Origin of the sequence: Pseudomonas sp. RA_105y_Pfl2_P56 (assembly GCF_963970845.1) — a bacterium.
GTDB classification, from domain to species: Bacteria; Pseudomonadota; Gammaproteobacteria; order Pseudomonadales; family Pseudomonadaceae; genus Aquipseudomonas; species Aquipseudomonas baetica_A.
On record NZ_CAXAPL010000042.1, the window covers coordinates 12,419 to 39,416 of the forward strand.

The window sequence follows — 26,998 nt, forward strand, 5'->3', positions numbered from 1 at the left end:
AAAACGTCTCCATGGAAGGACGGCATCACGTCGCGCGATTTTTCCTGGCCGTGGCTGTCGCGCTCAGATCCAACGGCTGTTTGTTCACTGCTTGATTGGTTTAAACAAGGGTCATATCTGCACACCCACACGCATCAGCCAGGTGGGCGGCTCGTGCTGCAAACCGTTGGGAATGTTGAGGGCGCGCTGGTAATCGAGGTCCACTTGCAGGTTCTTCCAGCCCAGATTCAGCCCAACACTGGCGCCGCTCAGGCGTTGGCCCTGTGCGCCGTGATCGGCCTTGATCCAGCCATGGTCGAGACCGACACGCGGGGTAATCTGCACCGGCCATTCGCTGCGCAGCGGCAGGCGCAACGTGTTGCGCCAGATCGCACCGCTGGCACCGGAGGCGCTGCTGACCCGATAACCGCGCACCGCCGAATCGTCGGTGCCGAGCAGTTGTTCGATGGCCGGTAGCGGATCGGGGCTGTACTGCACGTTGAGCTGGCTCTGCCACTGCCAGGCTTGCGCGCCGAGCTGACCGTTGCGCCATTGGCTGAGGCCGGCGCGGTACTTGCGAAACTGCGCCTTGGGCAGGTTGTTGACCTGATGCTGTGAGTCGTCATCGGCGCCGAACCAGCGCAGACCCTGGGCGTAATTGACATCGAGGTTCCACACCGCGCGGTCGAGCCAGAACAGATTCAGTCCGGCCTCGGCCACAGTCAGCGTCGGGCTCTGAATGCCCAGCCGGACGTTTTCCAGATAGCTGTCGACGTCCTTGTGCGCCAGTTGCAGGTTGGCGCTGAGCTGACGACTCTGGTCGCGCCACAACACGCGGTCGGCACGCAGACTGATCTGATCGGTGATGCCGGTGGTGTGAAAGGTCACGCTGGGCAATTTGAACGGCGCACGATATTCGGCATGGCTGGCGAACACGCTGTACGTCCAGTAACCGTAAGGGATCGCGTAGTAGAGGCTGGCGTTACGACTGTAGCGATCACCCTGGTTTAACGTGTCGCTGGCGCTGAGGCTCAACAGATCGTTGAGTTCCAACGGGCTGTCGAGGCTCAGGCTGACGCTGTCGCGATCACGCCCGGTGCTGGCACTGCCAAGGTTGTCGAGCCCGGCATTCAAGGCCCAGCGCGACTGACCAGAGGTGCGCGAACGCAAGATGATCCGCGAGGCGCCAGGCTGACTGCCGGGCGCAATGTCGGCGGTGAGATCGATTGAGCGCAAACGGTTCAACTGATCCAGCCCCTGCTCCAGATCACGCAGGTTCAACGGTCCGCCGAGCATCCCGGGGAAGGCGCCACCCAGCGAAACCGGCAGGCTCTGATCGGCCAGTTCGATCGACTCGATGTAGCCTTCGTCGACCATGATGTCCAGCGACTGCCCCGCTGCCGGGGCGCTGCTCAGGTAGGGGCGACTGGCGATGTAGCCCTTCTCGACGTAGATCGCAGTGATGGTCGCCAGCAGATGATTGATCTGGCCGACGCCCATGCACGGCGACAATAGCGGTTTGAGGCGTGCGTTGAGCTTGGCGCTGTCGATCAGCGTGACGCCGCCGATGCGCGTGCCGCTCAGTGGCCAGCAACGCTCATCGGGGGTAACGGTTTGGGGAATGGCTGGGGTTACCGACGCGGGGCCGAACGCGCCGCGCTCCAGTTGCCGCTTTCTTTGTTCCAGTTGCAGTTGTTGCAAATCGCGCTGTTGCTGTTGTTGCTGGCGCAATACTTCCTGGCCCGGCGCGACAGGTTCGGCAGCTTCAAGCGAGGAGGCACACACGCTCAACACAAAGGCCGACAGCAGCGGGCAAAGCGTGAATCGACGACGATAAACAACGTGGAACGAATACGGCACGCAACTTCCTTGCGATCATCAAATGGCGCAATGCCACCCTATCAATGATCGTGATAGTCGGAGCCCTCCTACACAAATGCAAGACGCTTCCTACATCGCTTACACTTCTTAAACAATTGATTTACTTGCGTTGAATGTCAGCAGCAACGCCACGCCGCTGCACACTATCAGGGTTTCCCCGAGTGCCTGCGACCAACCGGCGAGCATCAATCCCGCGCCAATCAGCAGGTAATAAAGCAGCCCTAACAACGCCCCTGCGGTGCCCAGGCGATCCGTGTAATTGACCAGCGCCGAACCAAGGATATTCGGAATCGCCATACCGAACGCCAGCACCACCAGCAACATGGGCAAGATGAACGCACCGCTGTCCTGCATCGCCCAAACACCTGCACCACCGAGCAAACCGCTCAGTGCGGCGAGTCGAATCAATTGCAGCGCGTTGAAACCGCGGCGCAGCAGACGTTTGTTCAGCCATGCTCCAAAACCTGAGCCAAGCGCAAGAATCACGCCGCTGTAGCCGAACATGCTTGCGCTCAAACCAAGACGTTCAAACACAAAGGGGCCGAGACTGTAATAACTGAACAGTGACACGTTGAACAAGGCGATCCACAAGGCCGAGCGCCAGATCCCAACGTCATGCACCATGCGCCCCAGGGTTTGGAACAGGCCCACGCTGGACAATGGTTGCGCACGAGTTTCCGGCAAGGCGCGCCAACTCCACAGCCACAACGCCACTGCAATCAGCAACAGCGCACCGAGTACGCCGCGATAGCCAAACCCTTGAACCAGCCCCGCTCCGGCGAACAGCCCTAGCGCCGGACTGGCTGCCAGAGCCATGCCCACCAGCGAAAAAACCTGCGCCAGTTCCGCGCCTTGAAAGCGGTCGCGCAACAAGGTTTGGGTCACCACAGAACCGACAGCGGCGCCAAATGCCGCCAAGGCTTGGGCGATCAATAATCCCTGGAAACTCTGCACGCTCAAGCCGATCACGCAAGCCACCGCGTAGATCGCCAAACCGGCAAGCATCGACGGGCGCCGACCAATCCGGTCGCACACCCTCCCCCACGTCACCACGCCAAAGGCAAACGCCAGGAAATACACCGACAAGGTCTGCCCAGCCGCTTGCGGGCCAACGCCAAACGCACGGCCGATATCGCCGAGCGCCGGGCTGTAGAGGGTCTGGGCAATTTGCGGAAACATCAGCAGCGCAATCGCCAACACCAATAAATGTCTGTTGTTCATCTCACCGTTACTCCTCATACAAAAACTGCCGAGGAGTCTAGGGAGCAACGGATGACGTATTATCAAAACTCTGACAACTTATCGTTGATATCGGACAAACCATGGCCTGGCTCAATGCCCACACGAATTTTGACCCTGATCGCTATTGCGCGTCGGTCATCGGCATCGCCTCCAGCCTGGGCGGCGATCACGATTCCGGTCTACACCGCCATCAACGCGGGCAACTGCTTTACACCCGCCAGGGCTGCACCCGTATCACCCTGGCGCAGCAGTTGTGTTTGCTGCCACCGTCGCGGGCCGCCTGGATTCCGCCCGGTGTCGTCCATCGCGCGGTGATGCAACAGAGCGTGGATTACCGCTCCATCTACCTGACTCCCGAACTGTGCAGAGAATTACCGCAAGGGGTGTGCGTGATTGAAGTCAGCCCGCTGCTGCGTGCGGTGCTGGAGCCGATGGCATTGGCAGATTTCGACAGCGATTGGCAGCAAGGCAAATTCGTTCATCTATTGGGTCTGTGCGTGAGCGAGATTCGCGAGGCCGCACAACAACCCATGCTCTTGCCCTTGCCCCGGGACAAGCGCCTGACGGCACTGCTGGCGACACCGGAAAAACTGCCACCGGAACTGCAAATGCTGGAACGCCAGATCGGCGCCAGCAGTCGCACCATTGGCCGGATCTTCCAGCGCGAGACCGGTATGAGCTATCAGCAATGGCGCCAGCAGTGGCGTCTGATGCGTGCCATGGAGTTGCTCGCCACCGGGCGCAGTCTCGGTTATTGCGGTTTTGAACTGGGCTTCGCCAGCGACAGCGCCTTCATCGCGTTTTTCAAAGCCATGACCGGTAGCACGCCCGGCCAATGGCTCAAGTAAGCACCTGAAAATGCCTGGCGCCACGCTCAATGACCGCGCCCACAAGGCATAACGGGCAAGCCTCAGGCCTGCGGGGTTTTACGGAAACCCACCGCCAGACGGTTCCAACTGTTGATGGTGCTGATCGCGACGGTCAGGTCGACCATTTCCTTGGGCGAGAACTGCGCCGCGACGACTTCGTAATCTTCGTCCGGGGCGTGGGTCAGGCTCACTTGAGTCAGCGACTCAGTCCACAGCAGGGCGGCGCGTTCGCGGTCGCTGAAGAACGGCGCTTCACGCCATGCGGTCACGGCGAACAGGCGACGTGGAGTTTCACCCCCCTTGATCGCATCAGCGGTGTGCATGTCGATGCAGAACGCGCAGCCGTTGATTTGCGAAGCACGCAGTTTGACCAGTTCAACCAAAGGCTTTTCCAGCGGCAGCTTGGACACGGCCGTTTCCAGGGCAATCATCGCTTTCAGGGCGTCGGGGGAAGCAGTGTAGAAATCGGTACGAGCTTTCATGGTGGGTTTCCGGGGCGAGTGAATGTGTGACTACGTTAGCCCCGGCGCGTGGTTCGACAAATAGCCAATATTCCAGAAGAACAGGAGGCCACTCAGACGTCAGATGACAACCTACAGCAAGCAGGTGATCGGCTTAGCGGTCGGAGCGCATCAGTTCTGCAACAGCGCCATCCATCGACAGCACGGCCGCACGATTGCGCCCGGCATTTTTCGCCTGATACAACGCCGCGTCCGCTTGCTGAATAAACACTTCAGGGTCGTCATTGCCACTTGGAATGAAGGCGTAACAGCCCAGGCTCACGGTGAGGTATTCGGTCGGTGATCCGCTGTGGATGATGTGTTTGTCGATCACGCTGCGACGAATCTGCCCGGCAATCGCCAATGCACCGTTGATATCGGTGTCCGGTAACAGCACCGCGAACTCTTCACCGCCGTAGCGCACCGCCAGATCGGTCTTGCGCTGACAGCAAGCCTTGAGCACTTGGGCGACTTGTGTCAGGCAATGGTCACCCGCGACATGACCATAGGCATCGTTGTAGCGTTTGAAGAAATCGATATCGAGCATGATCAGGCTTAATGGGCTGCTCTGCCGGGCCCCTCGGGCGAATTCGATCTCCAGCGAGCGCTCGAACAGGCGCCGATTGGCCAGCCCGGTAAGGCTGTCGTGGGTCGCGATCTGCTCCAGCGCCTGTTGCGCCTTGCGCAGGTTTTTCTCGATCCGCTCACCGTCGCGCACCTGGTGGATGAACACCCAGCCGAAAAGACCGACGCCGAGCATTACCAGCGCAATGATCACGCTGGACTGAAACGCCCGATCGTACCAACCCTTGAGAATCGTGTCGCGCGACGTCCCGGCGGCAACCACCAGCGGATACGACGCCAGTTGCCGGTAGCCGTACAAACGCTCCACCCCATCGACCACCGAATTGATCATCGCAGTGCCAGACGGGGCTTGAGGCAGCAATGTCTGATAAATGCTGCCTTGCGCCAACGAAGAACCGATCAGGTTTTCGTCAAACGGTCGACGTGCGAGCAAAGTGCCGTCAGTCAGGCCGAGAAACATGATGCCTTTGTCGTCGAGGCTGAAGCTTTCGAAGAACCGGTCGAAGTACGACATCTTGATCCCGGTCATCAACACACCCTGAAAATGACCGGCCCGATCGTTGACCCGTTTGGAGATCGGGATGATCCACTCACCGTTCTCACGACTGCGAATCGCCCGACCGATGTGCGCCTTCCTCGAGGCATTCTGTTGATGAAAGCGGAAATATTCACGGTCGGCGACGTCCTTGCCAATGGGCAAGTCAGGGTACGAGGTAATCACCCACTGCCCCTTGCTGTCGAACAGGAACATGCCATGCAACTGCTCTAGTTGCTGCACTCGCCGAGCGAACGTTTTCTGCAACCGTGGTTTTTGCGCAGCGCCGTAACCATCGTCCTCGATCCAGTCAACCAGACTGGTCAGCACCAGATCCGCCGCCAGGAACGTGTCCTCGGCCTGCTGCGCCATCGCCCGTGTCAGGTTACTCGACGCCACCTGCGCCACTGCCAGGTCCTGACGCCGCGACTGCTCCAGTTGCAGATACAACAATCCGGACAGGCACAAACACACTGCCACGATAAACAGCACCGCAGCTTTGCGTAACGGCAAGCGCTTGAGCGTGCCGGGGACATGATGCGGGTCGTGAACGGGGATAGGCAAAAGCGTGTCCTGGACAGGTACGACAGGGGCACTAAGCCCGAAATCCTTGTGTTTTGTGAGCGTAGTTCACGGGTATGCACGGGGCAAACACCCCGCTCCCGCTCAGTTGTATCGGCGCACAGTGGATTTGGATGATCGCCGTTCGAATATTTATTAACGAGTTTTTATAGCTGCAACGGTAATGTTCACCAGCCTTGCGGCTAATAGCGCCACGTTGCCAAATGAGCTTTTGGAAGAGTGCCAGCGCGCAAAAGACCTCAGGTAAGAGCACCTGAAGCGTTATGCGGATCAATAGACAGAAAAAACCCGCCGTAGCAGGTTTATGCAAGTCAGGCTATCAAGCGGCGCCATACTGATTTTGCAGGGCATCCAGTCGCGCCTGCTCACTCTCACTCAAACCGCTGGCATCAAAAAGCGCCTTGCCATCCGGGCCATCAAGCCGGTAAACCTCAACGGTGAAAATGGCTCCGGCCGGCGCTTCAATCTTGCCCCACTTGCCGAACTTGTTGGGCAAGAGTTGCCAGGTCGCGCCTTCACCAGACTCCAAGCCACCGCTGATTTCATAATTGAACGCGTCGACAAACCATGGAACGGCTCGTTCAGGACTGACAATGGAGCCCTTGAAGTACGCGCGTGAAATTGGATGCGAAGTGCCATTCTGCACCGTCAACTCGATAACCGGCTGAGCAATCTTCGAGTACTTGTCAGCCTGCTGTTCCAGAAGTCTGGATCTCGATACAGCGAACTTCGCCAGCTCGCTTTTTGCAATCTCGGCAGAAGCAGCCTTGGACTTCAGCTCCTTGATTTCCAGCAACGCCTGCTCTTTTTTCTTCTGCTCGGTCGCTGCGCGAATAGTCGTCGCCATCGCATTCACGTCAGCAGCCGTCTTTCCGTCAAGACTTAAACTGTTGTTCTGCTGTACCCCGACCAGCGATGTATTTCCGAGACTCAAATTGCTCAAGGCAATCAGCATCAGGTCTGCCGTAAACTGTTTCTTCTCGTCAGGAGACAGATTTTCAGCAACTTTTTTAGACGACTCCTGCAAGGATCCTTCGGTGGTTGCGTCCAGTTTTGGATCACCACAACCGGCAAGTAATGCCGCGAACAGCCCGATCAAAAACATCCGTTTCATCTTTTTTCTCCTTCTGATAACAAAGCGAATCCGGGTAAAGAGCGAGGTGATCGAACCGTCGCTTCTTTCGATGCGGTACCCATACTGCCGAATAGAGTGATGATAACGCTTATACATGGATAGAACAGATATTGCCCGGGATGCCCCACCGCGCCTACAGCGCTGCTCGTTGCTGAACGCGCGCCTGCAGTTGCCGCCCCCCCTATTAGAAGCTGCATGCTTACACCTCTTGAACAGTCATGCTGAAGCGAAAGAAGTAGAACGAGATTTCTTCTTCCTCAACACCCCTCAACTCGAGTCTGATTCTGTCGAGACCATCGTCAAAAATGGAGATATCACACAAATATCACGCGCATGAAAAAGGCCAATGCTGTGAACATTGGCCTAAGTCATTGAATAATATGGTCGGGACGGAGTGATTCGAACACTCGACCCCTAGCACCCCATGCTTGTAGGAGTGCTAAAAAGCTATACGGAACAGTCCTTTGGAACGGCGCCCACTGCAATCGATGCCTAACCGTGACTAGCCGTATTTCACGAATCCCCGCAAAAGCCCCTACAGACTTTCGACCAGAGAGTCCTTGTCACCCGGCGTCCTGCCGAACGAACACCAATCCCTATTTATTAAGCTCCCGCACATATGCCTGGCACGCCTGCAGAGCGATCAGTCCCCGGTCACCGGCGTCGGTGATGGCGATAATTCTTTGAGCATGCGCTGGGTCAAGTCGGGCTCGTACCGCTGCATGATCCACGCCGCCGGCACCGGGGGTGGCTGGCACACCAGAGCCTTTGGCAGCGTCGGTTGCGTCGATGAGGACTGACAACCGCAGATCAGAAGTGGCAAGGCGATCGCGCAGGCGATCTTGGTCACGTTGGGCATCAGTCATTTTCCTGAAGTGGGTTTGCTCGCTGGCCGCCAGCCGCTGCTCGAGCGCAAGACGCTTGTCCTGCTCGACCTGCTGCGCGGTGGCGGCGGCCGAGGTCATTTGGTTGAGGGCTTCGGCATGCTGCTTTGCCTGCTCGGCCAGTTGCTGGCCGTAGCGCAACTCCTGAAACTGCCAGGCGCTGCCGAAGCCGGCGAGCACTAGCACCAGAGCGCCGATCAGCTTCCAAGGAATCGCTATTGGCATTGCTCATCCTCCCAGTCAGGTATATCCACGGTCTGCCCCGCCAGCGCGTGCGTACAGTCACCGAGAAATTGAATGCGGCCGTCGGTCACGAACAAATGGCACACTCGCTCCCCGTCAGACCACGAATAGCGCACCAGCACGGAAGGTGTGAACGTTGGGCTCTCCAGACTTCCGTTCCACCCCCAACGCGGTTCTGGGCCTGCCCCGTGCATGATCCTGTGCACCATTTCGCAACCTGGGCACTCGAACCACAGGCTGCCCTCCTCAGTAGTCGCCAGCGCGCGCGACAACCTACGAAAGGCCGTCACGGGACATCCCTGAAGAAGACGTGCCCGCCGAGGAACAGCGTCCGCTTCGCCTTCGCCGCCCACGCTGGCGGCGTCTTCATGCTGAGCGCGTAGTAGTGTGTCGCGCCGCCGGTTGGATCGGGCACCTTGCCGTCGATCACTTGGTCAGCCGCGATCCGTGCCTGAGCCAGTTCGCGGAACGGGATCTGCTTCACGCCGATCAGGAACTGATAGTTCGGGTCGGTCTTGTTCCAGCAGCTGAATTGATACGGCTTCTGGCAGACGCCGGCATAGCCCTCGCCCCACCACGATCTGGTCTTGCCGTCGAACACGCGGTTGCGGATCGTCCAGGCCACGGCAATCTGGCCGGCAGTGCCTTCGCCGCGAGCCTCGCCCCACAGGGTGCGGGCAAGGATGTCGCGGTCTTTTTCACTTACTGCCATCACTTTTCTCCAAGAAAAAAAATACCCGCTCAATGGCGGGTTCTTCGGGGTAACTACCTAAAACGGCTCGGTCTAAGCGCGAGCGACCGTTGTCTCATCGTTGTAGAGCGCTGGTTGATCTGGCCAAGTGGGCGCCGTCGGCCAGATCGGTTGACCGGTCACGCGGCCGAGAAACACCCGGTACTTTTTCCACTCGGCCAGCATTGCCACTCGATGGGGTTTTTCTTCAACCTCCTCCGGCAAAGCGTAATCGCCGTCGATGGCGTCGTTGATCGCATCGACTCGCCCCTGCAGGGCAGTGACCTGGGCGGTCGCAAGGCGAGTCCGCGCATTGAGATCGGCCGTCGTTTCGCGCAGCAGATCTTGAGCGGCAATTGCGTCTATCAACGACTGGGGAATTTCCTCGGCAAGGCTTTCACCCTCAGCCAGGTCGGCATCAGTGAACCCCTCTCCGACAGCTCGCCAGCCGTAGCTTGTGATTGCGTAAGGCATCATCTGTCCATCCCATAGCCGGTAATATCGATTGAAAGCGAACCGCCGGTACCGGAGTTGAAGTACCAGAGGTTCCCCGAATCGTCCAGGGTCGTGTCACAGGACACTTTCCCTCCTGGATCCGCCCCGACCATGGTTACGTTGAAGTTGCCGGGCGCGAGGTTAGCCACGGGGGCGCCGTTGTTGTTCATGTTCAAGCGGACGCTTTTTGTAACGTTGATTGGAGCGATGGCCGAGGTGACAACGATGGTTGGAGCAGTTGCCGCTCCATTGGAAAGAACCCGGTACGGCGCTGCGATCAGGTTGTCTCGATAGTTGATCATCCCGTCGTTGCCCATCGTAAAACCAAGCACCCCGCCGCTCGGTGCAGACCGGAAGGCCCCAATGAAACGCCGAGAAGTGTCGCCGGTTTTGGTGCGTGCCGATCCCATATAGGGTGCGGTCGGGACGGTGGCAACCAACTCCACTGCGGGCACTCCAGAACTTTCATAAAGATAGGCGTAATACCAGGTGTTACTGGCCAGCGCCAATCCACTCAGGGTGATATCTGCCGTTACCGTGATTCGACGACCAAGGCCCGGGATGTAGGCGGTACCAGTGGAAAACGTGAGAGAGGTAGGGCTTGGTCTGGACGGGATTAGACCAGAAATCAACGCGGTATCGATGATAGTGCTCAAGCTCGATGCGTCTGCCTTGGACGCCTGCAATTTCCCAAAGGCCGCCAGCACGGTGTCGGTCGCGACGACCGGTGTCTTCACCGTCAAATCAAGGCCAGTAAGGGTTGTTCCGCGAACACCTGCAGCGGTCATGTACTTGTTGGTCGGCCCCTCCGGCAGTCCGTCGGTATTGGTCAGATTGAGCGCGCTGCGCACCCCTGCCTGCGTCGGCGTTTCGCCGAGCACCGCCAGAACCCCACCGAACTGATTGACCAGTGCACGCAGAGCATCGGCCGAATCCTTGACGTAACCCTGCATCGGAGCCAATGCATAGGCGCCAGTGGCATTGGTCGCACCGATGTAGTTTGGTGCGATCGACAGTGCGGTGTCGCTGGCGATATTTGTCACCTCATACCAACCACCATCAGGGCCACGAAAGGCATCACCGACCCGGCTATTGGCAATGAACGCAGTACCCGTACCGACCACTGCATTGGAATTTTGGACGACAGAAACCGTCCCGGACTTGTACCAGGTCATTGTGTATCTCCAGAAATAACAGGGATCAGGCCAGTAATTTGGCGCAGAGGAAGGGTCGGTGGCCCTGATCGGTCCAAGCCGTGAAGGCAAGGCTGTACATCATGATTCGACCATTTGCGTAATCGACACCTAACGCGCAACCGCCACCGGTGCCGTCGTTGTGACAGTTCATAGTGAAGGGATTGAGCGAAACGTATTCCCCTACTCCGAGGCTTTTATTGATCCCCCAAAAGTACCGACGCCCGACACTCAGCTGCTCGGTTCCGAGGTAAGTCCAGTTGCCGGCGGCGTATGTCACAACAACCGCCGGCGCTCCGCTGTCGTAAACCAGCGCACCGTTTGGCCCCCAGAGACGCATGCCATACGAAGCTGTTCCCATTGATGCCCAAGCGGCGACGAAATACTGACCACTCAAAGTTTCGTTTACCTTTGAGGCGTTCATGGCAAAGCCGGTCCAGTTACCCGGCCCGCCGGTGAACCATACCGATATCGGAACCTGAATCGCGCCGGTTTGGGTTGGACGAATGAATACCAAGGGTGGATCCTGGCTGGTTACCGCCCGTGCAAACGTGCCCGTTGCGGTAGCGACACCTGAGTACGCCCCTTTGGTGAGCAGGCAGAGCCTTGGCGCTTCGGAGTCGATCTGGACAAATGAACTGTCGTTGATGCTTTGAAATCCATATGTCACGTCGAGTACCTGATTGCGTATCCCTTCGCGATAATCCTCGACTCAGTCGTGCCGCTAGGGGATGAAGGGTTTTTAGGTAGAACAACCACTTGGCCGGCGGATGTTGATACATACGGGTACGACTTGCTGTTCCCCAATCCGTCCGTTTCAGACGCCTGTACATCCTGTGCTCGCGTCGGAATAATCATGAACACGCAGTTGGCAGGGTTGAAACCCGGAATATTCAGCGTGTAGCTGGGCACGGATCCACTGAAGTCGATCACGCCCTGCCACAGCACCTGGTAAGTAAAGCTGTTGGTGTCCATGGCGAGCTGACCGCTCTCGTCGAAGACACGAAGGCCAAATAGAGCCATTGATCACCCCAAATAGCCGAGACGAACGCGCAGCACGTTATTGGCGTCATAGACCGAGACGTTCAGCGAATTGATCACCAGCCGCCCCTGTCCAGGCACGATGCCGTTGATCTCCAGCGTTCCGTCTTTATTGAGAATCCAGCCTTGCTGGCCAGCGATGTAGTTGATGGAGCTGATGTAGCTGCCGATCTTGGCGTTGGTGATCGTGCCATCAGCGATGAACGCCGAGTTCATGAACACCTGGCCGCCCTGAACCGCAAACGGCACCGATATGGCACCGCCGGCAATAGTGTTGACGATGGCGAACCGATCCGCGGCGACGAGAAACTGGCTTTGGAAAACCCCGTTCACGTTCTCGATGCCCAGACCAATCCCAGCGGCGATGTACTGCCCGTTAGCCGCGACCTGCATCTTCACCGACCACATCGTTTTCAGATTGCCGTTTACGTCAGCAAAAGCGGTGGCGGTTTCCTGAATAGCGGCCGTGTTCTCGCCAACCTTCGCGGTTACCTGAGTGATCGCCTGCGCAGTCGCCTCTTTGTCCGTGGCAACAGTCCGGCGAAGCTCGGTCACGTTCGCTTCGCTCTCGCCAACCTTGGAATCGAGGGTGGTGAGCTTTTGTGCAGTGGCGAGATTCTCGGAAGAACTTACTCGGTCCTGGTTGGCAATGGCGGACGTACTCCCCCACTCTTTGAGCGCACCATCCAGATCACCCTGCCCATCGTCGTCACGCCAAGAAGCACGCAAAGCGTTGAATGCCGTTGAGGTGGCAGTGACCTCTCCGTCGAGCTCAGTAATCTCGGTCGTGTGGGTGGCTACTTGTTCGGCCAAACCATTAGCTGTCTCGAGAAGGTCGCCCACATCCGCCCAATACGTCAGGTTTGGCGGTGGTGTATCAAGCGGGACGTCCTGCACAGCTTGATAGATATTGCCACCCTCAACGATCAACTGCCCTTTGGTGTAGGGCAGTTCAGGGTCATATCCCTTCAGACCATCGAGCGCATCAAGCTGATCCTGCAGGCCCGGAATTTTGTCGATCTCGTCGAGGATGTCTTGCCCCAACTCGGTACGCCCGATCTCCCCCGCGATCATTTCCAGAATCGCTGCGGCGTCTGAGCTCGATTGCCCTTGCACACCGATGCCGATTGGATACCACGGCCCGATGTTGCCGATCTTGTCGACGATGCGCCCCCAGAAGTAGAAGGTCACGCCGGCGCGCAGGCCGAGCATGGAGAAGTCACTCTGCGGATAGGCCAGATCGGTCAGCTTGGTGGCTGCATCGAGTTGAGTCGTCGGCCCGTACCAGATTTCAGTGCGCTGGCTGTCCTCAGCACCTGGTGGGAAACCCCATTTCAGGTAGATACCGAACAACAGCGGCGTGGCCGTCAGGTAGCTGAGCGCCGGCGGCAGACCCTGCTTACCCTTGAGATTGGTCAGGATCGAGTTCCGCCATATCGACGTAATGTCGAAAGCGCTCACCGCGCGAACCCGGGCCACATAGGCACCGGCGTAGATTCCAACCACGTCGACGTTGGTCATGCCGGTACGCTGTAGCTTGATCCAGTTGCCACTGTCTTTGCGCCATTCGATGTCATAGCCGACGGCACCAGGCACGGCAGGCCAACTGATAGTCATGGTGGCCACGGCCAGCCCTTGGACAATCGCAGAAGTCGATACGACCGTGACGCTCGCCGGCGCCGGAACCACCGTGATCGGAATTACGCTGATCGGACGGTCCTCCAGTCGCGCGCCGGTGTCGATGTAGGCGAACTTGCTCGGCTCGTATTGCAGCGCGCTGATCTCGAAGTCGCCCTCGGTGGTGCGCTTGGTGCGCAGCACGCGATAGAGCGGGATTGCCAAGTCATTGGCATCAAGCGCCCATTGCAACTGCGCGATCGGCGGCTCGCTGTAGTTCGTGGTAACGGTCACGTCTCGGCCGTTGACCTTCTGCACCGTGCGGCCTTCCGCACGGCCACCGGGCAAGTTGATGATCAACCGGTCACCGGCCTTCGCCTCGGTATCACGGTCAAGCGTGACTACTCGGCCAGACGCTGACGAAATGCGACCGCCAACTTCCCGACCGGCCAGCAGCGAATCCGCCACCGGAATGATGTGCCCCGGCAACGGGATGACGCCTTCCATGCCGGTCTTGAAAGACACGGTGCGATCTTGGTTATTGCTGAGGATCGCCCACTTACCGCGACGCTGCGCCTCCGACGCCCGAGTGCAGCCAATGGCGCTCAGCTCGGTCGGCCGATCGCCGTACCGGCGCTGCAATTCCAGATCCGCGAACGGAATGACGTCAGTGTCGTAGTTGTTCGCCGGATTGTCATAACTGACCAATGCCCGGGTGTAGCGCGTCTTCGCCGAGGCGCTGCCATAGGAAAACTTGCCGTCGATGACGTTGGCGCGGGTGAAGACATAATCGAAGTCTTGCGCGCGCGGCATGTCGGCCTGCATCACCAACTGCCCCTGCGCCCAGTACGTCATGCCACGGTAAATGCCGGCGATGTCACGCAGCAGCGACCAGGCATCCGCCTTGCCTTGCAAGTTCATGTCACACAGGAATCGGGGCTCGACACCGCCAAGGCCGTTCGGCACCAACTGATCGCAGTACTGCGCGATCCGGTAAAGCTCCCACTTGTCGACCATGAACGGTTTGATGCGCTTGCCCAGGCCAAAACGGTCTTCGGTGCACACCCCGTAGGTGATCCATGCCGGGTTGTTGGTCCACGCCGACTTCATGCTCCCATCCCACGTACCGGTGTAGGTGCGCAGGATCGGGTCGTAGTTGCTCGGCACCATCCAGCGCCGCGCCTTGCACTTGAGGGTCACGGCAGGAATGTTAGTGAACTGTTCGGCATCGAATTCGATGTAGAGCAGCGCGGTGTTCGGATAGCGCAGCTTTGCGTCGATCACTTCGGTGTAACCGGCGATCAGCATGGTGTCGGCGATCTTGTTGCTGTTCTGGTTCGGCGTCAGGCGGCGCACGCGGATCTGCCAGCCCGTGGTGGCGGCCGGCAAGTCGATGCGGCGCGAGCGCTCGTAGCGCGTGTTGGTCTTGCCGTCGACAGCGTCCACCAGCACTTGCTGGTAAGAGCCACCGTCGGTCGCCACGTCGATGGCGTACTCGATGCGGTAGCCGCCGACGTTACCTTCGTCGTCAGAACGCTGGAGCGCCGGCCAGGCCAGACGCATACGCACTGCCGACAACTGGGTGTCGCTGATCGAGCGCACCCACGGCGAATCGCTGCGCAACTCGATGTTCAGCGACGTCTCGTTCTCGACTGCCGGAATGCCCGGGATGTAGCTCTGATTTACCGAGCCCGGCCGCCAATCCCACTTCACGTTCGGGAAGTTGTAATTGCCGCTGGCATCGCGGATCGGCGTGTTGTCCAGGTAGATGTCGTAATCGGTCGGGACGCTGTCGAACTCCCCCTCGCCCACGGCGATCAGAAGCTTGGCCAGGTTCGTCGAGCGCAGGCTGTCGCTGGCTTCGACCGGCGACTTCGGCTTGCTGCTGCCGCCCTTCTCACCGTGGATATCGATCTGTGCTGCTGCGCCCATGCTTTCCTCCAGGCATAAAAAAACCGCCTTGCGGGCGGTCGTTGTGTTGCTGTGCTGATTACACTTTGTCTTCAGCCAGGATCGAGGCCGAGATGATCATCCCGCCCCACCGGCGCTCGCCGATGCAGATCGGAACAGGGTTACCGCTGGCCGTGGTGTTCTTGGCGCTGCCGAAGGCGTAGGACGGGGAGTTTTCGGGGGATGCACTTTGTTTCAAGCCCGAAGCCTGTGGGCTGAGCATCTGGATCACGCCGCCGATCGCCATGGACGCACCGGCCGCATACAAAAACGGTGACGCGGCTGCAAAGGGTGTGAACGACAGTACATAGGCTGCGGCGATCATCACTGTGCCGATGATGGTCTGCAGCCCGCCGGCACGCTTACTCCCGCCAATCACCGGAACGATGCGAATCTCCCGGGTACCGCCGAGATCGAATCCGTCCATCCCGATGTTTGCGCGATTCCGGAAGATCGCAAACTTAAGTCCAAGGCGCTCCAGTCGTTTGATTTCATCGGCGAAACCATCAATGGTCGCATTGAGCGCGCGGAACACCTCCACGGCCGATCCGCCGTCCAGCAGGAATTGCTTGCTTCGAAAGAACTTCTTGGCGAGCGAACCGGACATCATCACTTTCGTCATCGGTGTATAGGTAATTGCTGAGCACATGCCATTCTCCAGACAATAAAAAACCGCCCGGAGGCGGTCTGTTCAGAGAGTCGTGGGCAGTATATCGATCTGCCCATCGCCCCCGGTGAAAACTCGGTATTTCTTGACCGCGCCGCCTTTCACGATCGCTTCCCGCTCCACTCGAGCTGCGCCCATGGAGCAGATGCCAGAGCCGGTGTAAGCCGCGCCGACTGAAATCGAATCAGGCGGCAGATAGAACGATGCCTTCTGGCCTGGGTCGAGCTTGGCGGCTTGTTTACCATCGATGAAAACCGCCATTGAACAAAGGCTTCCCGTCTGCCCAGAGTCACGGATCACTTGCAGCGTCCCGTATGCCCCTGATGGCTTGGCTTGGTAGGCCGACAGTTGACTGGCCGGCGCCTGCTTCGCTTCATTGGAAGGCACTGGTGAAGTCGCACACCCCGCCAACAGCGTCACCGCTAACGCTCCTACGATCAATTTCATGCAGGTCACTCCTGTGGGAAAAAGATGCACGATATCACCGCTTGAATAACCTAATGAGCGCCTGGACGAACAACTTTTTGACGACAAGTTCCTGCAAGCGCCGAAATTCGCAACCTACCTTGCAGCAGATAGTTTTCTATTTCGCCCGTGATTCCCCAGTCTATGCTGAAGAATTCAGCACACGTCGCTAGGCTGGCTCATGGAGGAAAAGATGAAGCAGGCATTGATCACGAACTACATGAATAACTGGGACGGTAACGTTCGAACTCTTGAGGACAATGCGCCTAGAGCGTGGGTCACGAACAACCTTCAACTGGTTTATGACGACGAAGGACCCGATATACGGGCTTATCTTCCCTATGACGGCGCGCGTGAAGTCGCATGCATTGAATTCTATGTGGATAACCAAGGCGGGTATTGGATTAACCACGTCGACGTCCACTCGGTCCATCATCGCCGGTACGGTATTGCAACAGCCATGTATCGGTATGCACTTCAACAAATTGGACCGATTTATGCTTCTAATGCAGGCCCGACGGGCTGGGCAGGTGATGACCGCGAGTTGGTTGGCGAGGGATACAATTTTGTCCGGGCTCTGATAATTAGGACATATATGCGGCCAGGCTGGTATAGAGCTCCGATTGCTTAACCAGCTAGTAATCGCAGCGGGCGCGACGCCGTGTTCATTTGCTGATGATGCCAATGTACTACTCGCAGCGCCTGTACGAATCCCCAGTAACGCCCCGCCTACCACCGATAGTAGCCTCTTGCCCTCACGGAAAGACTGCATGCCTAGAGCAGTGCAAGCAAATGGGGATAACCGAAATGTCCGTTAGAGATGAAATGCTTGATGAGTTTGAGGCCCAAGACGGCGTGAATTGCGCCATTTTAGAAGTTCTGAAGAGAGTTTCTTCCATCGTGGCGTTGAGACTGCCGCCAGATTTGCGGGCCGATTTTCACGAAATGCTTGAGAGCATACCTACAGAATTTGAACCTTTCCGGGAAATGCCTGTGAATGCTCAGGAAGCATTCACTCACGTAGTCAGCTCAATCTCAGACACTGTCAAAGAGGTGCTCTGACACAGTCGAAGGATTCCCCAGTCCTTTGCCTGCAAGCCCAAGGACTGGGATTGCGCCAATTTCGGCGCGTTTATGACCTGGAGGTCAAAATGGCAAAAAAACCTGAAAACGCCGGAAAGGCTTGGAGCGCGGCTGACGTAGCCGAACTGAAAAAACTGGCCAAAGAAAACACTCCAACCAGGGTAATAGGGCTAAAACTAGGCCGTTCAGAGGATTCCATCTACTCGAAAGCTGCAGAGGAAAATGTAAGCCTCAAACCGACGAACCAGTCTCCTTACAATCGCCAGAAGTAAGGTAGGCAACGCTTGATTCATATGCCTGGCGCTGTTCATGGCTCCATTCATGATCATGCTCCGCCAGAGAAAGCGCCATCGAGTCCAGGCACTTGAGTAGTTTTGATTTGTCGTTATCCATTTTGGTTCTCCTGCGGCCCAGCCGCGTTATGTGACTGTGAATCTTTGTGCCTGAGAATCAGACGTGTACGATCCAGCCAAGGCCCACCGAAGACAATGACCTCAGACGGCCTGCCATACAGGTGGTGAAGCAGGAACGGCCCGGGGCCGAACGTCGCCGCATCCTCACCCGGCAACGACGGATCGGCGCCGAGGAAGATCCCGGCGTGGTTCGGGTAAACAGTGCGCCCCACTTCCATTACGATCATGTCGCCGCGCTGCGGCTGGTCGACGCGGTAGAAGCCTGCGGCCTCGTAGTTCGCTTCGTAAAGGCTGGTGTTGTCCTTGTTCTCCCACCAACCATCGGCGCGCTTGAAGGCCTCGAACTCCAAGCCCCACTCGCGTTTGTACCAGTCGGCGCAGACCTGCCAGCAGTCCCACGCGCCGTGCACGAAGGGTCGCTTGAGCAGCGGAGTTAGCGGCTCCGGCAGCACTTCCCTGAAGTCTCCTTCGGGCCAACTGAGAATCCACCATGGCAAAGCCGTAGCGCAGCACATGGCAAGGTCTGCCGGAGAAGGTCGGCTCGTCGCGTCCGGGTGGCTGTGAAATACCCCAAGGACTTCCCCAATATCCTCAGCCGCCGCGTACTCCTCCGGTGGAATACTGAACTGCTCAGACCTGTCCTTGGCCGCGTTCGTGCACCTGATGTATCTCCGCGACCTGCCGTCACGAACCACAAGCCCGCACGCCTCATTCGGATACGCTTCTGCAGCGTGATCGGTAAATGCCTTCAGGAGGTTCTTCTGCATTTTTATGAGCCCAATAAAAAGGGCGCCTAAGCGCCCTTTGTTATGCTGTTTTCTTGGTGTAGCGCCTGACGGATTTTGTCACCGCATCCTCGTCTGACCATCCGATAGCTTTCCGCTCGCAGATAACGTGCAGCGGAATTCCTGTTTGCTCTGCCCACCTACTGGCGCACATTTCGGTATCACCAAGACGCAGCGTAAGGTTCGTCCTTTTGTTTCTGTTCTGTGTTTGCGTTGTTGCCCAAACACAATTGCCCGGCGAATAGCCCATGCTTCCATCAACACGCTCAATGGTGTGCCCTTTTGGCCGCGAACCCATGTCACTGACGAACACAGCGAAATCTTTCCACTCATCGCATACGCGTATGCCGCGAGCCCCGTAGTTTGGAAAATCTTTGCATTTTTCGTTCTCGCATCGATCTCGCATATTGGCCCAGGTCTGATAAAGCTCATGACCAAACAGCCCATGCGTCGTAGCAAGTTCTTTCTTTAGGCAGCCGCATGAAAGTGTGGCCCCTCTGGTTAAAGCATCCGCGCCAACAACCTTGACAGTTCCGCATTCACAGCGGCACATCCAGTGCGCTTTGCGCCCTACGGATGGCGACTCTTCAGTCACAGTCAAGCGGCCGAACAACCTGCCGAGCAGGTCTGTCTTTTTGCCTTTCATTTCACACCCCTACAGTATGAAGCCCTAACTAATAGAGTGCGGCAGGCCGGTTAGGGGCCGGCTTTTCGGGGATCAACCTAGCCGCACAGGCCTATTCTATCAGCTCCTTGCGATCAAACTCACAGCGGGAAATCCACCGAACGGCAGCGGGTTACCCTCACCGAAGCGCGGGATGCAGCCCTTTCCCAGTGTGGCGTCGCATTCATCCAGTTCTGGGTTTTCGGTGATGACGCCGTCCTTTGTGACGTAAGGGCCGGTGTACCCACAGTTCGGCCCGCGATACCCACCGGTGAGACACCAATGGCAAAGCGTTGTGGCCTGCCGGCCGATTGATTCATTGCCAACGTCGCCCGGGCTAGCCAGCTCCCAACTGACGTTTTCCCCGTCCTCGTTCGTCTTCTGGTCGATGTACCAGACCTCGATCGTCTCTTGGGTTGGGTCTGCCGTCGGGTTGCCGCCTGGGAAGTTCACTGCGTCCAAGTAGGTGCCTAGCGTGTGACGCATGGTCAGCTTGAACTCGAGCAGATCCTCGAACGCCAGACATAGCGCGGTGATGCGCCCGTTGACGTTGCCAACCGACAGTGTCGGCCGAACCGCAGTGCCGTCGCCGTTCGCCTCGATGCCATCGATCTGCATCGGCCAGGCGCTGTACTCGTTGCCCTGCCAGTAAATCGCTTTGGCCGGCAGCTGGTCAGCATCGGCGCCGGCGGCAATCAACTCGGCCGGAGTGTGCGGTATCGCGTGCCCGTGGAAGCGCAGCGCGTCCGCGCCATAGTCCGTGCCGTCCAATTCAAAGAGCAGCACTTCGCTGCCAGGTTCAAGCACCTGGATGTCACTGATCAGCGGCATGATTGCCCCTTATGGTTGGAATGCCCGTTCGAACGTGGCAGTGAGTTTGAAGACCCCGCCGCCCATTGGCGTGGGAGCGGGATTTTTGCAGGTGAACAGCCCGAGCTCGCCGAGCGGTGTTGTCCAGAGGAACGCCTTTGCCCCGGCGTGCCGGTCGAGGAAAGCCATGATCTGCTGCACCTTGGCCTTCTGGCCGACACAGGTGATCGGGTAGGAGTCCTCTTTGTTGTTCGGGCCGTCGCCGACGTTCTGCGCGTAGCCGTTGCCGAATTTCGAGGTGCGCACCCGATAATTGATATCGGGTGTTTCCCCGCGCTCGGTTGGCCAGGTGAATTTCTCGATGGCCATCAACCCCTCCCATTTGTCAGGCGCCAGATCGAACCGCCTGGCTGTAGCGCTCGGGCAATTGCGGTTTCCGCTTCAGTTTTTGCAGCCCGCTGGATACCTTTACCGAGCTGGTTCGATACCTCTTGCGAAACCCCGCCGCCCTCGCTGCCGGACGTCTGCACCGAGACAGCCACAGGGAAGTTGTAGGTGTTGCCGCCACCGGTACCGGATATTGCGGCCAGCGCCGGCACACCACCGGAAGTCAGTGGCGTTACGCTGCCGCCATTCGCGCCAGTCATGAGGTAAGACCTGCCGCCCTGATTGAAAAGCTCGGGCCCCTTTTCGTTCACTTCGTAGAAAGTGTTCGGATCGACACCGCCGCCAACAGCACGACCACCACCGAAAGACACGGATGCAGAACTGGCATCAAACTGACTACCAAAACTCTGCGCTCCAGACTCCGCCGCGCCAGCCGTTGCAGCACCTGTAGCGCCGCTTCCACCAGTGAAATAACTCGTCGCTGCACCCACTACACTGCTCAGCAACGCCGAACTGGCCTGCCGAGTGGCAATGCGCGCCATATCCGCCAGAATCGATTTGGTGAAGTCGGCGAACGACAGCTTCCCGGTCATGGCGAAGTTGACGATCGCGTCCTCCATCGAGCTAAAGGCGTTGGTGAAAAGGCTTTTGGTTTGCCCGGCAACATCTCGCGCCGACTCCAGGTAGTTCTGCCACGCCGACGATGCGCCTAAGCTCCAATCACCCTGAGCCGCCGTCATCTCGTCGTAATTGGCTTGAACCGTATCGTGCAGATCCTGTTGAGTGGTTTTAAGCGCTGCCAGCTTCCGGGTGTACTCGTCTAGGCTCATGCCTCGCGAGCCATCGCCATACTGGTTGGCCAGATCGAGCTTCTGCTGGTTGAAACGGTCGTCGATGGCGTTCTGCTGATCTGTCAGCCCGCGCTGCCGATCACCCTGGCCAAGCCCTGCCGCAGCTCTCTCCCCCTGCTGACGCAACGTTTCGACTTGCTGCTGCAATGCGTTGGTGTAGGTCTGAACCGCCTGCTCCTGCTTCCTGAGCCGACCTTGTTCATTCTTCGCCAGCACATCCAGTTCGCTGTCCGCCGCCTTCTGCGCCTTGACCATGTCAGTGCGCGCGTCGGCGATCTTCTGGTCGAGTTGAATACGCTGCTCGGCGGAGGTGCTAACCTTGGCCTTCGCCGCTTCAAGCGCCGCAATCTCGGCCTCATAAGCGGACGTGACCTCATCCCGCTCGTTGCCGATCAGCGCCTCGCGCTTCAATAGATATTCCTGCTGCGAGATCAGTCCGGCCTTCTGCGCGGCATCCAGTTGTTTCTGGGTGTTCGCGTATTCGGCCTGGATTTCCTTGAGGGCATTCTGTGCGGTGTTGTAACCGGTAAGGTCGACAGCGCTGGCAGACGGCCCCTTCTGATCCTTGTTCTTGTCCTTGATATTCTGAAGCGTTTTCGCGACGAAATCGGCCTGGACTTTGGGGTCGTCAGGGTTGGCCTTTCTCAGCACCTCAACATCACGCAAATAGGCTTTCGTAAGCTTGTCGCGTTTCTCGGCGTTGGTCAGATTCGAGTCGCTGATCTGCTTGAGTCGCTGCTCGGCTTCGATACCCTCTTTCTGGGTTCGAACTTCATCTTCTTGAACCTTTACCCGCTGCTCGCCGGTGTAAACCATGAGCTGGAGTTGATAAAGCTCCTGTTTCGAATCCGCCAGTTTCTTTGCTGCGTCAGTGTCGTAAGGCGCAGCATTCACGGCGCTCTGTGCGTAAGCAACACTTTGCTTGAGTTCGGCGATACGTTTTGCCGGCCCTTCGTCACGCCCGATGTTCTTGAGCGCATCGAGCGACTTCTTGGCTTCATCAGTGATGCCCTTCCAGGCCTTTTCGATGGTCCCAAGGTTTTCGGTGATCTCGTTCGATCGACTTTTGACCGTATCGGCGTAACTGTCGGTCAGCAGCTTCGCGGCACCAATGGTGTCACCCTGCTCCTTGAGCGCGACGATCTGCGTGTAAACCGAAGCAGTCAGGAAGTGATACTGATCGTTCAGCTCTTTCGCCGCAGCGACCGGGTCTTTGGCGATCTTGACGAACTCGGCAATAGTCGCTTCGACCGACTTTCCGGTGGCATCCTCCATGGCTGCCGCTGCATCAGCGATATCCTTGAAACTTCCGCTGGCAATCACGCCAGACGAAGCTAGCAGCGTGAGCGATACAGCGGCTTCACCAGTGGTGCCATTGGTGGCACTTACCTGCTGGGCCAGATCTGCCAGTTGCCCGGCAGTCGTTCCAGCAGCATTGCCGGTAAGAATCAGAGCCTTGTTGTATTCGTCAGCCTCTTTGCTGCCCTGGCTATATCCGTAAATCAACGACCCGACGGCGGCGGCTGCCGCAACTACCGCGAGCGCCATGCCTGCGGCTCCCAACGTTACGCCGCTCATTGCTGGACGGATTGCGCCTACCGCGCGCTGCGCGTTCTCAGCCGCTTCGGCCGCCGTGTTAGAGCTTTCAGCAAGATCGGACAGACTCTCCCCTGCTTCGCCCGCATTCTCGGCGACCCCCTTCGCATTTGTGGCGATATCGGCGAGCGATTCGCCCAATACCGCAGCACCGGCGCCGCCAGTGAAAAGCGAGCGAAATTTGTCCTTCAGCGCCTCAAGAGTGGCACCTACACCACCGAACGAATCTTTGATCTGCCCGCCTTGCTGGATGAGCACCAACAAAGGATTTTGCCCGCCGGCCAGGCTGGTGAAAATGTCCGTGAATTGCGCAGGCAATTGGCGCAGAGCCGCTTCGGTCTGCTTCGAACTGACGCCAGTCTTTTTCAGGCCGTCATCAAAGTCACCAAGCTTCTGCCGTGAGGCATCGATGCGGGTCGAATACTCGCGAAAGGTGTCCGCGTCGATCAGGCCGGCCGCCTTGTACTTCTGAAGTTGTGCCTGCTGCTGATCCAGCTTATCGAGAGCCGCGATGGCGGGATTGATTTTGCCTAGGAGCGCTTGCAGCCCTTCTGCTTGCACGCCCGTGGCAGCCGCTGCTTTCTTGGCCGCTTCCGCCTGCTTATCAGTCGACCCAACCAACGCGTCGGAATCGGCTTTCAATCTGCGGGCGAGTGCCGCAAGACTAGCTGCCGACGACCCAGACGCATCCATCGCAGTCGAGCTTGTACCTACACTGGTAGTCAGGCGCTGGTAATACTCGCTCGAATCCAGAGAGGCCTTGGCCATCGCCGTCAGACGCTTCATAGCGTCGTCGGTGGACTCGGACAGTTTGCCTTCGGCCGTGGCCAGACCAGTGGACGCGGTAGCCGCTTTATCGAAACCAGCCGCCACACCATCTGCTGCTTTCTCAGCCTTCGCGCCGGCCTGCGCCAAGCGCTCCAGATCAGTAGCCGCCTGGACTGCCTCACCTGAATCTACGGCAAGGCCTAATTGCGCAATTGTGCCCGACATGAGTGCTCCATTACTTCGATTCGCTCATGACGAGCAGGGCCTCGACCTCCATTGCCTGAAGGTCTGGGAAAATCTCTCTGAGTTGTTTTCTGGATGTGCCGACGAAGTCGGAGACGTCTCGAAGAGCTGTGTAATCAAGGCCGGTAGCCCCGCCCATGCCGGTTCGCCACTGGGTGGACATGGCGTTGAAGAGCACGAAGGCCGGCCAGTTTTCAGCCAGCACTTCGCACTCTTCTTCAGGGATGTCAGAGAGCGACAACCCGAACGCCGCCAAGTCCGCTTCAGATGGGCCCGGCTGGTACATCAGGCGGGCGACCTTCGTCAGTTTCCCAATCGAACTGCTGAGAAGGCCTTTTGGTAGGCATCGACAATCGCATCGCCGGCGCCTGCGGACGTTTCAACGAGTGCGCGAATCGATTCAGGGCTCAGCTTGTCTTCAAAGCCCCAGCCCGTGACCAACTGGGTCACCTGCTCGACCTGGCGTTCGACGTGCGAGTCGGTGATCTCGATCAGAGTGAGGTCGTCACCCTTGGACTTGAAACGCTCCTGATCTTCCTTCGCGCTTTCCTGCCAGCCAGCGAAGAGCTTTGCGAGCTCCTTGCGATCGCGATACTTGAACTCAAACGGCACTTTGATCGTGGTGCCACCGACGCGAGGAATGTCCACGTCGGCTTTGAAGGTAGGATTTTGGGCAATCTTAAACTTGGCCATGGGTTACACCGCCGCCGCGTAACGGGTCGGACGGCCAGTCAATGCGACGCTGATAACGCGAGTCATCAGGTTGTTGCGCGACATGGTCGGAGTCGACGTGATCGACACGTAGCCGTTGTAAACGATGCTGCTGCCGCCCGGCAGGTTCAGGCGCAGAACACGGGGCTGCTTATCATCGTCGGCGGCCTCGCAGACATCGACATAGGGTTTGGAAGGATCGTCAGCGACCGTGATGGAAAGCGTGATCGGGTTCTTGGTGGTCGGCATCTGCCGATCATCATCGTCAGCCAGGAAGCCGTAAGTCAGGAACTGCTGATCGCCACCAGTGGAGTTCAGTTCGGTGATCTGCGAGATCTCGGTGAACGAGGTCACTTCGCGCGCAGAGCCGACACCTGAACCTGCTGGGTATTGCTGCACGTTGGTGGTGTTCACACCGCCCAGTGCGAAGGTGCCGCTTGCGATGTCCGCAACCCGAACGGCGCGGCCGTCGAGGCGCGTCCATCCGGAGTTGACTGCGATGATGTCGCCTTCGGCCAGGCCGTGTGCCAAAGCTTCGGCCACTGCCGGGTTTGCGTTGCTCAGTGTGGTGAACGGGATTGCAGTGCCGTAGGCGGAAGCAATTTCGAAAGTTGCGCCATTGGGCATTTGAATGCCAGCCATTGGTGTTTCCTCTTCTCAGAAATGACAAAACCCACTCAATGGCGGGTTCTGGGTTTGCCCAATGGGCGGATTAGTTGGTGTCGGCGCGGTACTGAAACGACACGGGCACAGTGAACGTCGTGTCGTCAGGAATGCCAGGGCCGGGGTCGACCGGCGTCATGGTCACCACTGTCAGCGCGCCCTTTGTGTTCCGCTCGTACAGCGGGAACAAGGCGGCGATCTGGTCAGCCAGCGCGCCGGCCGCGCCACGGTACTTGCCGGATGGAATGACGATGCTGACCTGAAACACGCCGGTGTACAGCTTGTGGTCGCCGGCAAGCGTGTTGCTTGCGGTGTCGGCTGGCAGAGTGAATGCTCGCAGGTAAGTGACGCCGTTGACGGGCGTGTAAGCCTCGTTCTCCACGACGACCTTCAGCGGTACCGGCAATGCTTTAGCCCAGTTGATCAGCCTGGCTTCGAATATCGAAGCGATGAGGTTATGGCTCATACCTGGTTGTTCCTGATGGCCTCCAGCACGATCTGCTGGAAGCGGGCCACGGTAACGCGGACCATCCCGCTCGGTGCCTGGGTCGAATGCCCAAACTCCAGCGGGATGGCGTATCCAAGGCTGTTGGTGATGTAGCAGGTGTCACCCGCCTTGAACTCGATCGCGCCGGCAACGATCCGCGCCGTTGATTTGGCCCCGTTCGGGTCGACTTCTTCGGTCGTGGTGCTATCCGGCGAACCAATGTTGAACATCCAGTTGCCCCGGAACCGGCCTCCGACGTAGCCACTCGGCGCGCTGATATCCATGCCGTCGTGAAGCTTTCGCCCGGGCTTGAGCCGGCCGGCCTTCGTCAAATTGGCCGGATCATTCCGCAGTCCGCTGTTGTGATCCTCGACAGCCTTGTTGTACTGACTCGCGACGGCGTTCTGCGCCCAGATCTCGGGGTTTCCTACCGGTGACATGCGAATGAGGCTGTTGCCAACCTCGATGATGATCTCGCGAAGGCTGGCGTCGATGGCCTCCTTGGCCTGCGCCGCGAACTCGGCGAGACTCAAAGCGAAACTGCCGGACTGGCCGGCGCCCGCGCGGCTCACGACCGCACCTGCAATTCGTAGAGAATTGGTGTGCCGGCCGGGTTGATCTCTTTCAGAGGCGGGACAATTGACCAGGTGCGGCCTTGGACGATGACCTTGTTCAGCAACTCAGGCACCCACTCCAGCCCCTGCGCGGCGATCTTCAGCTTCTTGTCGCCCTGCTTGATGAGGCTGTTGTTCTGGAATTCTTGGCCAGTGAAGTCGAGCAAGATACCTTGGGCGGTTTGCTCAATGACGGTGTCGACCGGTGCGGTACCGGTTTCCGGGTCGTACTCACCGGCGGCGGTCGCCCGAATAATCACGGGCTGGCCGAACTCTGTAATCATCTCCAGAGCCATCACGGCCATTTCGTCGTAGAAGGCCATGGTGGCT

The 26,998-nt window shown here is 58.3% G+C and carries 30 protein-coding genes; 4 read left to right on the plus strand and 26 right to left on the minus strand.

Annotated features, from left to right (window positions below):
• Positions 1 to 111: 111 nt before the first annotated feature.
• Positions 112 to 1,839: a ShlB/FhaC/HecB family hemolysin secretion/activation protein gene (locus AACY11_RS23225; RefSeq protein ID WP_339495780.1), complete on the minus strand. Its 1,728-nt coding sequence runs from the start codon at positions 1,837 to 1,839 to the stop codon at positions 112 to 114.
• 108 nt (positions 1,840 to 1,947) lie between these two features.
• Entirely contained in the window at positions 1,948 to 3,081 is a 1,134-nt protein-coding gene (locus AACY11_RS23230; RefSeq protein ID WP_339433973.1) for an MFS transporter, read from the minus strand.
• Between the two features lie 101 nt (positions 3,082 to 3,182).
• Here AACY11_RS23230 and AACY11_RS23235 point away from each other — a divergent pair, with 101 nt between their 5' ends.
• Positions 3,183 to 3,950 (plus strand): AraC family transcriptional regulator, encoded by a 768-nt coding sequence (locus AACY11_RS23235; RefSeq protein ID WP_339433974.1) that lies wholly within the window; start codon positions 3,183 to 3,185, stop codon positions 3,948 to 3,950.
• A gap of 62 nt (positions 3,951 to 4,012) precedes the next feature.
• On the opposite strand, the gene AACY11_RS23240 is transcribed toward AACY11_RS23235, so the two are convergent.
• The 13 genes from AACY11_RS23240 to AACY11_RS23300 all read right to left on the minus strand — a co-directional run bounded on the left by AACY11_RS23240 (position 4,013) and on the right by AACY11_RS23300 (position 16,575).
• Complete coding sequence (locus tag AACY11_RS23240) at positions 4,013 to 4,453, minus strand: carboxymuconolactone decarboxylase family protein (protein WP_339433975.1); 441 nt, start codon at positions 4,451 to 4,453, stop codon at positions 4,013 to 4,015.
• Positions 4,454 to 4,586: 133 nt separating this feature from the next.
• Positions 4,587 to 6,155, minus strand: a complete 1,569-nt coding sequence (locus tag AACY11_RS23245) for a sensor domain-containing diguanylate cyclase (protein ID WP_339433976.1) — start codon at positions 6,153 to 6,155, stop codon at positions 4,587 to 4,589.
• Between the two features lie 337 nt (positions 6,156 to 6,492).
• Positions 6,493 to 7,287 (minus strand): DUF6694 family lipoprotein, encoded by a 795-nt coding sequence (locus AACY11_RS23250; RefSeq protein WP_339433977.1) that lies wholly within the window; start codon positions 7,285 to 7,287, stop codon positions 6,493 to 6,495.
• 617 nt (positions 7,288 to 7,904) lie between these two features.
• Positions 7,905 to 8,411, minus strand: coding sequence for a lysis system i-spanin subunit Rz (locus tag AACY11_RS23255; protein WP_445261985.1), 507 nt, complete (start codon positions 8,409 to 8,411; stop codon positions 7,905 to 7,907).
• The gene (locus AACY11_RS23260) at positions 8,408 to 8,725 is read right to left on the minus strand and encodes a DUF6527 family protein (RefSeq protein WP_339495782.1); all 318 of its coding nucleotides are present in this window, start codon (positions 8,723 to 8,725) and stop codon (positions 8,408 to 8,410) included. The genes AACY11_RS23255 and AACY11_RS23260 overlap by 4 nt, the downstream gene beginning before the upstream one ends.
• Positions 8,722 to 9,147 (minus strand): cell wall hydrolase, encoded by a 426-nt coding sequence (locus AACY11_RS23265; protein ID WP_339495783.1) that lies wholly within the window; start codon positions 9,145 to 9,147, stop codon positions 8,722 to 8,724. Before AACY11_RS23265 ends, AACY11_RS23260 begins: the two co-directional genes overlap by 4 nt.
• A 72-nt stretch (positions 9,148 to 9,219) precedes the next feature.
• Positions 9,220 to 9,639 carry a hypothetical protein gene (locus tag AACY11_RS23270; protein WP_339495784.1) on the minus strand — a complete coding sequence of 140 codons (420 nt, stop codon included), beginning with the start codon at positions 9,637 to 9,639 and terminating at the stop codon, positions 9,220 to 9,222.
• A complete protein-coding gene (locus tag AACY11_RS23275; RefSeq protein ID WP_339495785.1) occupies positions 9,639 to 10,835 on the minus strand; it encodes a hypothetical protein in 1,197 nt (398 codons plus the stop codon). The genes AACY11_RS23270 and AACY11_RS23275 overlap by 1 nt, the downstream gene beginning before the upstream one ends.
• A 25-nt stretch (positions 10,836 to 10,860) precedes the next feature.
• Positions 10,861 to 11,523, minus strand: coding sequence for a hypothetical protein (locus tag AACY11_RS23280; protein ID WP_339495786.1), 663 nt, complete (start codon positions 11,521 to 11,523; stop codon positions 10,861 to 10,863).
• Complete coding sequence (locus tag AACY11_RS23285) at positions 11,520 to 11,876, minus strand: hypothetical protein (protein ID WP_339495787.1); 357 nt, start codon at positions 11,874 to 11,876, stop codon at positions 11,520 to 11,522. The genes AACY11_RS23280 and AACY11_RS23285 overlap by 4 nt, the downstream gene beginning before the upstream one ends.
• A 3-nt stretch (positions 11,877 to 11,879) precedes the next feature.
• Positions 11,880 to 15,443 (minus strand): host specificity protein J, encoded by a 3,564-nt coding sequence (locus tag AACY11_RS23290; protein WP_339495788.1) that lies wholly within the window; start codon positions 15,441 to 15,443, stop codon positions 11,880 to 11,882.
• A gap of 58 nt (positions 15,444 to 15,501) precedes the next feature.
• On the minus strand, positions 15,502 to 16,110 hold the full coding sequence (locus AACY11_RS23295) for a tail assembly protein (protein ID WP_339495789.1): 609 nt from the start codon (positions 16,108 to 16,110) through the stop codon (positions 15,502 to 15,504).
• A 42-nt stretch (positions 16,111 to 16,152) separates the two neighbouring features.
• Complete coding sequence (locus AACY11_RS23300) at positions 16,153 to 16,575, minus strand: hypothetical protein (protein ID WP_339495790.1); 423 nt, start codon at positions 16,573 to 16,575, stop codon at positions 16,153 to 16,155.
• A gap of 211 nt (positions 16,576 to 16,786) precedes the next feature.
• Here AACY11_RS23300 and AACY11_RS23305 point away from each other — a divergent pair, with 211 nt between their 5' ends.
• The 3 genes from AACY11_RS23305 (at position 16,787) to AACY11_RS23315 (ending at position 17,948) form a co-directional block, all read left to right on the plus strand.
• A complete protein-coding gene (locus AACY11_RS23305; RefSeq protein ID WP_339495791.1) occupies positions 16,787 to 17,224 on the plus strand; it encodes a hypothetical protein in 438 nt (145 codons plus the stop codon).
• A 176-nt stretch (positions 17,225 to 17,400) separates the two neighbouring features.
• Positions 17,401 to 17,655 (plus strand): hypothetical protein, encoded by a 255-nt coding sequence (locus AACY11_RS23310; protein ID WP_339495792.1) that lies wholly within the window; start codon positions 17,401 to 17,403, stop codon positions 17,653 to 17,655.
• A gap of 89 nt (positions 17,656 to 17,744) precedes the next feature.
• Positions 17,745 to 17,948, plus strand: a complete 204-nt coding sequence (locus AACY11_RS23315) for a hypothetical protein (RefSeq protein ID WP_150650869.1) — start codon at positions 17,745 to 17,747, stop codon at positions 17,946 to 17,948.
• Positions 17,949 to 18,061: 113 nt separating this feature from the next.
• Here AACY11_RS23315 and AACY11_RS23320 read toward each other — a convergent pair whose 3' ends face one another.
• The 11 genes from AACY11_RS23320 to AACY11_RS23370 all read right to left on the minus strand — a co-directional run bounded on the left by AACY11_RS23320 (position 18,062) and on the right by AACY11_RS23370 (position 26,991).
• The gene (locus AACY11_RS23320) at positions 18,062 to 18,856 is read right to left on the minus strand and encodes a C40 family peptidase (protein WP_339495793.1); all 795 of its coding nucleotides are present in this window, start codon (positions 18,854 to 18,856) and stop codon (positions 18,062 to 18,064) included.
• A gap of 40 nt (positions 18,857 to 18,896) precedes the next feature.
• Positions 18,897 to 19,520, minus strand: a complete 624-nt coding sequence (locus AACY11_RS23325; RefSeq protein WP_339495794.1) for a hypothetical protein — start codon at positions 19,518 to 19,520, stop codon at positions 18,897 to 18,899.
• Between the two features lie 99 nt (positions 19,521 to 19,619).
• Positions 19,620 to 20,369, minus strand: coding sequence for a phage minor tail protein L (locus AACY11_RS23330; protein ID WP_339495795.1), 750 nt, complete (start codon positions 20,367 to 20,369; stop codon positions 19,620 to 19,622).
• Between the two features lie 9 nt (positions 20,370 to 20,378).
• Positions 20,379 to 20,717 (minus strand): phage tail protein, encoded by a 339-nt coding sequence (locus AACY11_RS23335; RefSeq protein ID WP_339495796.1) that lies wholly within the window; start codon positions 20,715 to 20,717, stop codon positions 20,379 to 20,381.
• Positions 20,717 to 24,175, minus strand: a complete 3,459-nt coding sequence (locus tag AACY11_RS23340) for a phage tail tape measure protein (RefSeq protein ID WP_339495797.1) — start codon at positions 24,173 to 24,175, stop codon at positions 20,717 to 20,719. Before AACY11_RS23340 ends, AACY11_RS23335 begins: the two co-directional genes overlap by 1 nt.
• A gap of 10 nt (positions 24,176 to 24,185) precedes the next feature.
• Complete coding sequence (locus AACY11_RS23345) at positions 24,186 to 24,479, minus strand: DUF1799 domain-containing protein (protein WP_339495798.1); 294 nt, start codon at positions 24,477 to 24,479, stop codon at positions 24,186 to 24,188.
• 17 nt (positions 24,480 to 24,496) lie between these two features.
• On the minus strand, positions 24,497 to 24,886 hold the full coding sequence (locus AACY11_RS23350) for a phage tail assembly chaperone (RefSeq protein WP_339495799.1): 390 nt from the start codon (positions 24,884 to 24,886) through the stop codon (positions 24,497 to 24,499).
• A 3-nt stretch (positions 24,887 to 24,889) separates the two neighbouring features.
• Entirely contained in the window at positions 24,890 to 25,546 is a 657-nt protein-coding gene (locus tag AACY11_RS23355) for a phage tail protein (protein ID WP_339495800.1), read from the minus strand.
• Between the two features lie 70 nt (positions 25,547 to 25,616).
• Positions 25,617 to 26,033, minus strand: a complete 417-nt coding sequence (locus AACY11_RS23360) for a phage tail terminator-like protein (protein WP_221729490.1) — start codon at positions 26,031 to 26,033, stop codon at positions 25,617 to 25,619.
• Entirely contained in the window at positions 26,030 to 26,626 is a 597-nt protein-coding gene (locus tag AACY11_RS23365; RefSeq protein ID WP_221729489.1) for a hypothetical protein, read from the minus strand. The genes AACY11_RS23360 and AACY11_RS23365 overlap by 4 nt, the downstream gene beginning before the upstream one ends.
• Positions 26,623 to 26,991 carry a hypothetical protein gene (locus AACY11_RS23370; protein WP_339495801.1) on the minus strand — a complete coding sequence of 123 codons (369 nt, stop codon included), beginning with the start codon at positions 26,989 to 26,991 and terminating at the stop codon, positions 26,623 to 26,625. Before AACY11_RS23370 ends, AACY11_RS23365 begins: the two co-directional genes overlap by 4 nt.
• Positions 26,992 to 26,998: the final 7 nt, after the last annotated feature.

Bases quoted from the DNA above. Each gene is read 5' to 3' on its own strand.
- AACY11_RS23315 (WP_150650869.1), top strand. From the start codon at position 17,745: ATGGCAAAAAAACCTGAAAACGCCGGAAAGGCTTGGAGCGCGGCTGAC.
- AACY11_RS23235 (WP_339433974.1), top strand. From the start codon at position 3,183: ATGGCCTGGCTCAATGCCCACACGAATTTTGACCCTGATCGCTATTGC.
- AACY11_RS23285 (WP_339495787.1), bottom strand. From the start codon at position 11,876: ATGGCTCTATTTGGCCTTCGTGTCTTCGACGAGAGCGGTCAGCTCGCC.
- AACY11_RS23290 (WP_339495788.1), bottom strand. From the start codon at position 15,443: ATGGGCGCAGCAGCACAGATCGATATCCACGGTGAGAAGGGCGGCAGC.
- AACY11_RS23265 (WP_339495783.1), bottom strand. From the start codon at position 9,147: ATGGCAGTAAGTGAAAAAGACCGCGACATCCTTGCCCGCACCCTGTGG.
- AACY11_RS23355 (WP_339495800.1), bottom strand. From the start codon at position 25,546: ATGGCTGGCATTCAAATGCCCAATGGCGCAACTTTCGAAATTGCTTCC.
- AACY11_RS23345 (WP_339495798.1), bottom strand. From the start codon at position 24,479: ATGTACCAGCCGGGCCCATCTGAAGCGGACTTGGCGGCGTTCGGGTTG.
- AACY11_RS23270 (WP_339495784.1), bottom strand. From the start codon at position 9,639: ATGCCTTACGCAATCACAAGCTACGGCTGGCGAGCTGTCGGAGAGGGG.
- AACY11_RS23295 (WP_339495789.1), bottom strand. From the start codon at position 16,110: ATGTGCTCAGCAATTACCTATACACCGATGACGAAAGTGATGATGTCC.
- AACY11_RS23230 (WP_339433973.1), bottom strand. From the start codon at position 3,081: ATGAACAACAGACATTTATTGGTGTTGGCGATTGCGCTGCTGATGTTT.
- AACY11_RS23320 (WP_339495793.1), bottom strand. From the start codon at position 18,856: ATGCAGAAGAACCTCCTGAAGGCATTTACCGATCACGCTGCAGAAGCG.
- AACY11_RS23360 (WP_221729490.1), bottom strand. From the start codon at position 26,033: ATGAGCCATAACCTCATCGCTTCGATATTCGAAGCCAGGCTGATCAAC.
- AACY11_RS23350 (WP_339495799.1), bottom strand. From the start codon at position 24,886: ATGGCCAAGTTTAAGATTGCCCAAAATCCTACCTTCAAAGCCGACGTG.
- AACY11_RS23330 (WP_339495795.1), bottom strand. From the start codon at position 20,369: ATGCCGCTGATCAGTGACATCCAGGTGCTTGAACCTGGCAGCGAAGTG.
- AACY11_RS23335 (WP_339495796.1), bottom strand. From the start codon at position 20,717: ATGGCCATCGAGAAATTCACCTGGCCAACCGAGCGCGGGGAAACACCC.
- AACY11_RS23305 (WP_339495791.1), top strand. From the start codon at position 16,787: ATGAAGCAGGCATTGATCACGAACTACATGAATAACTGGGACGGTAAC.
- AACY11_RS23275 (WP_339495785.1), bottom strand. From the start codon at position 10,835: ATGACCTGGTACAAGTCCGGGACGGTTTCTGTCGTCCAAAATTCCAAT.
- AACY11_RS23240 (WP_339433975.1), bottom strand. From the start codon at position 4,453: ATGAAAGCTCGTACCGATTTCTACACTGCTTCCCCCGACGCCCTGAAA.
- AACY11_RS23300 (WP_339495790.1), bottom strand. From the start codon at position 16,575: ATGAAATTGATCGTAGGAGCGTTAGCGGTGACGCTGTTGGCGGGGTGT.
- AACY11_RS23325 (WP_339495794.1), bottom strand. From the start codon at position 19,520: ATGAAAGGCAAAAAGACAGACCTGCTCGGCAGGTTGTTCGGCCGCTTG.
- AACY11_RS23250 (WP_339433977.1), bottom strand. From the start codon at position 7,287: ATGAAACGGATGTTTTTGATCGGGCTGTTCGCGGCATTACTTGCCGGT.
- AACY11_RS23310 (WP_339495792.1), top strand. From the start codon at position 17,401: ATGTCCGTTAGAGATGAAATGCTTGATGAGTTTGAGGCCCAAGACGGC.
- AACY11_RS23340 (WP_339495797.1), bottom strand. From the start codon at position 24,175: ATGTCGGGCACAATTGCGCAATTAGGCCTTGCCGTAGATTCAGGTGAG.
- AACY11_RS23370 (WP_339495801.1), bottom strand. From the start codon at position 26,991: ATGGCCTTCTACGACGAAATGGCCGTGATGGCTCTGGAGATGATTACA.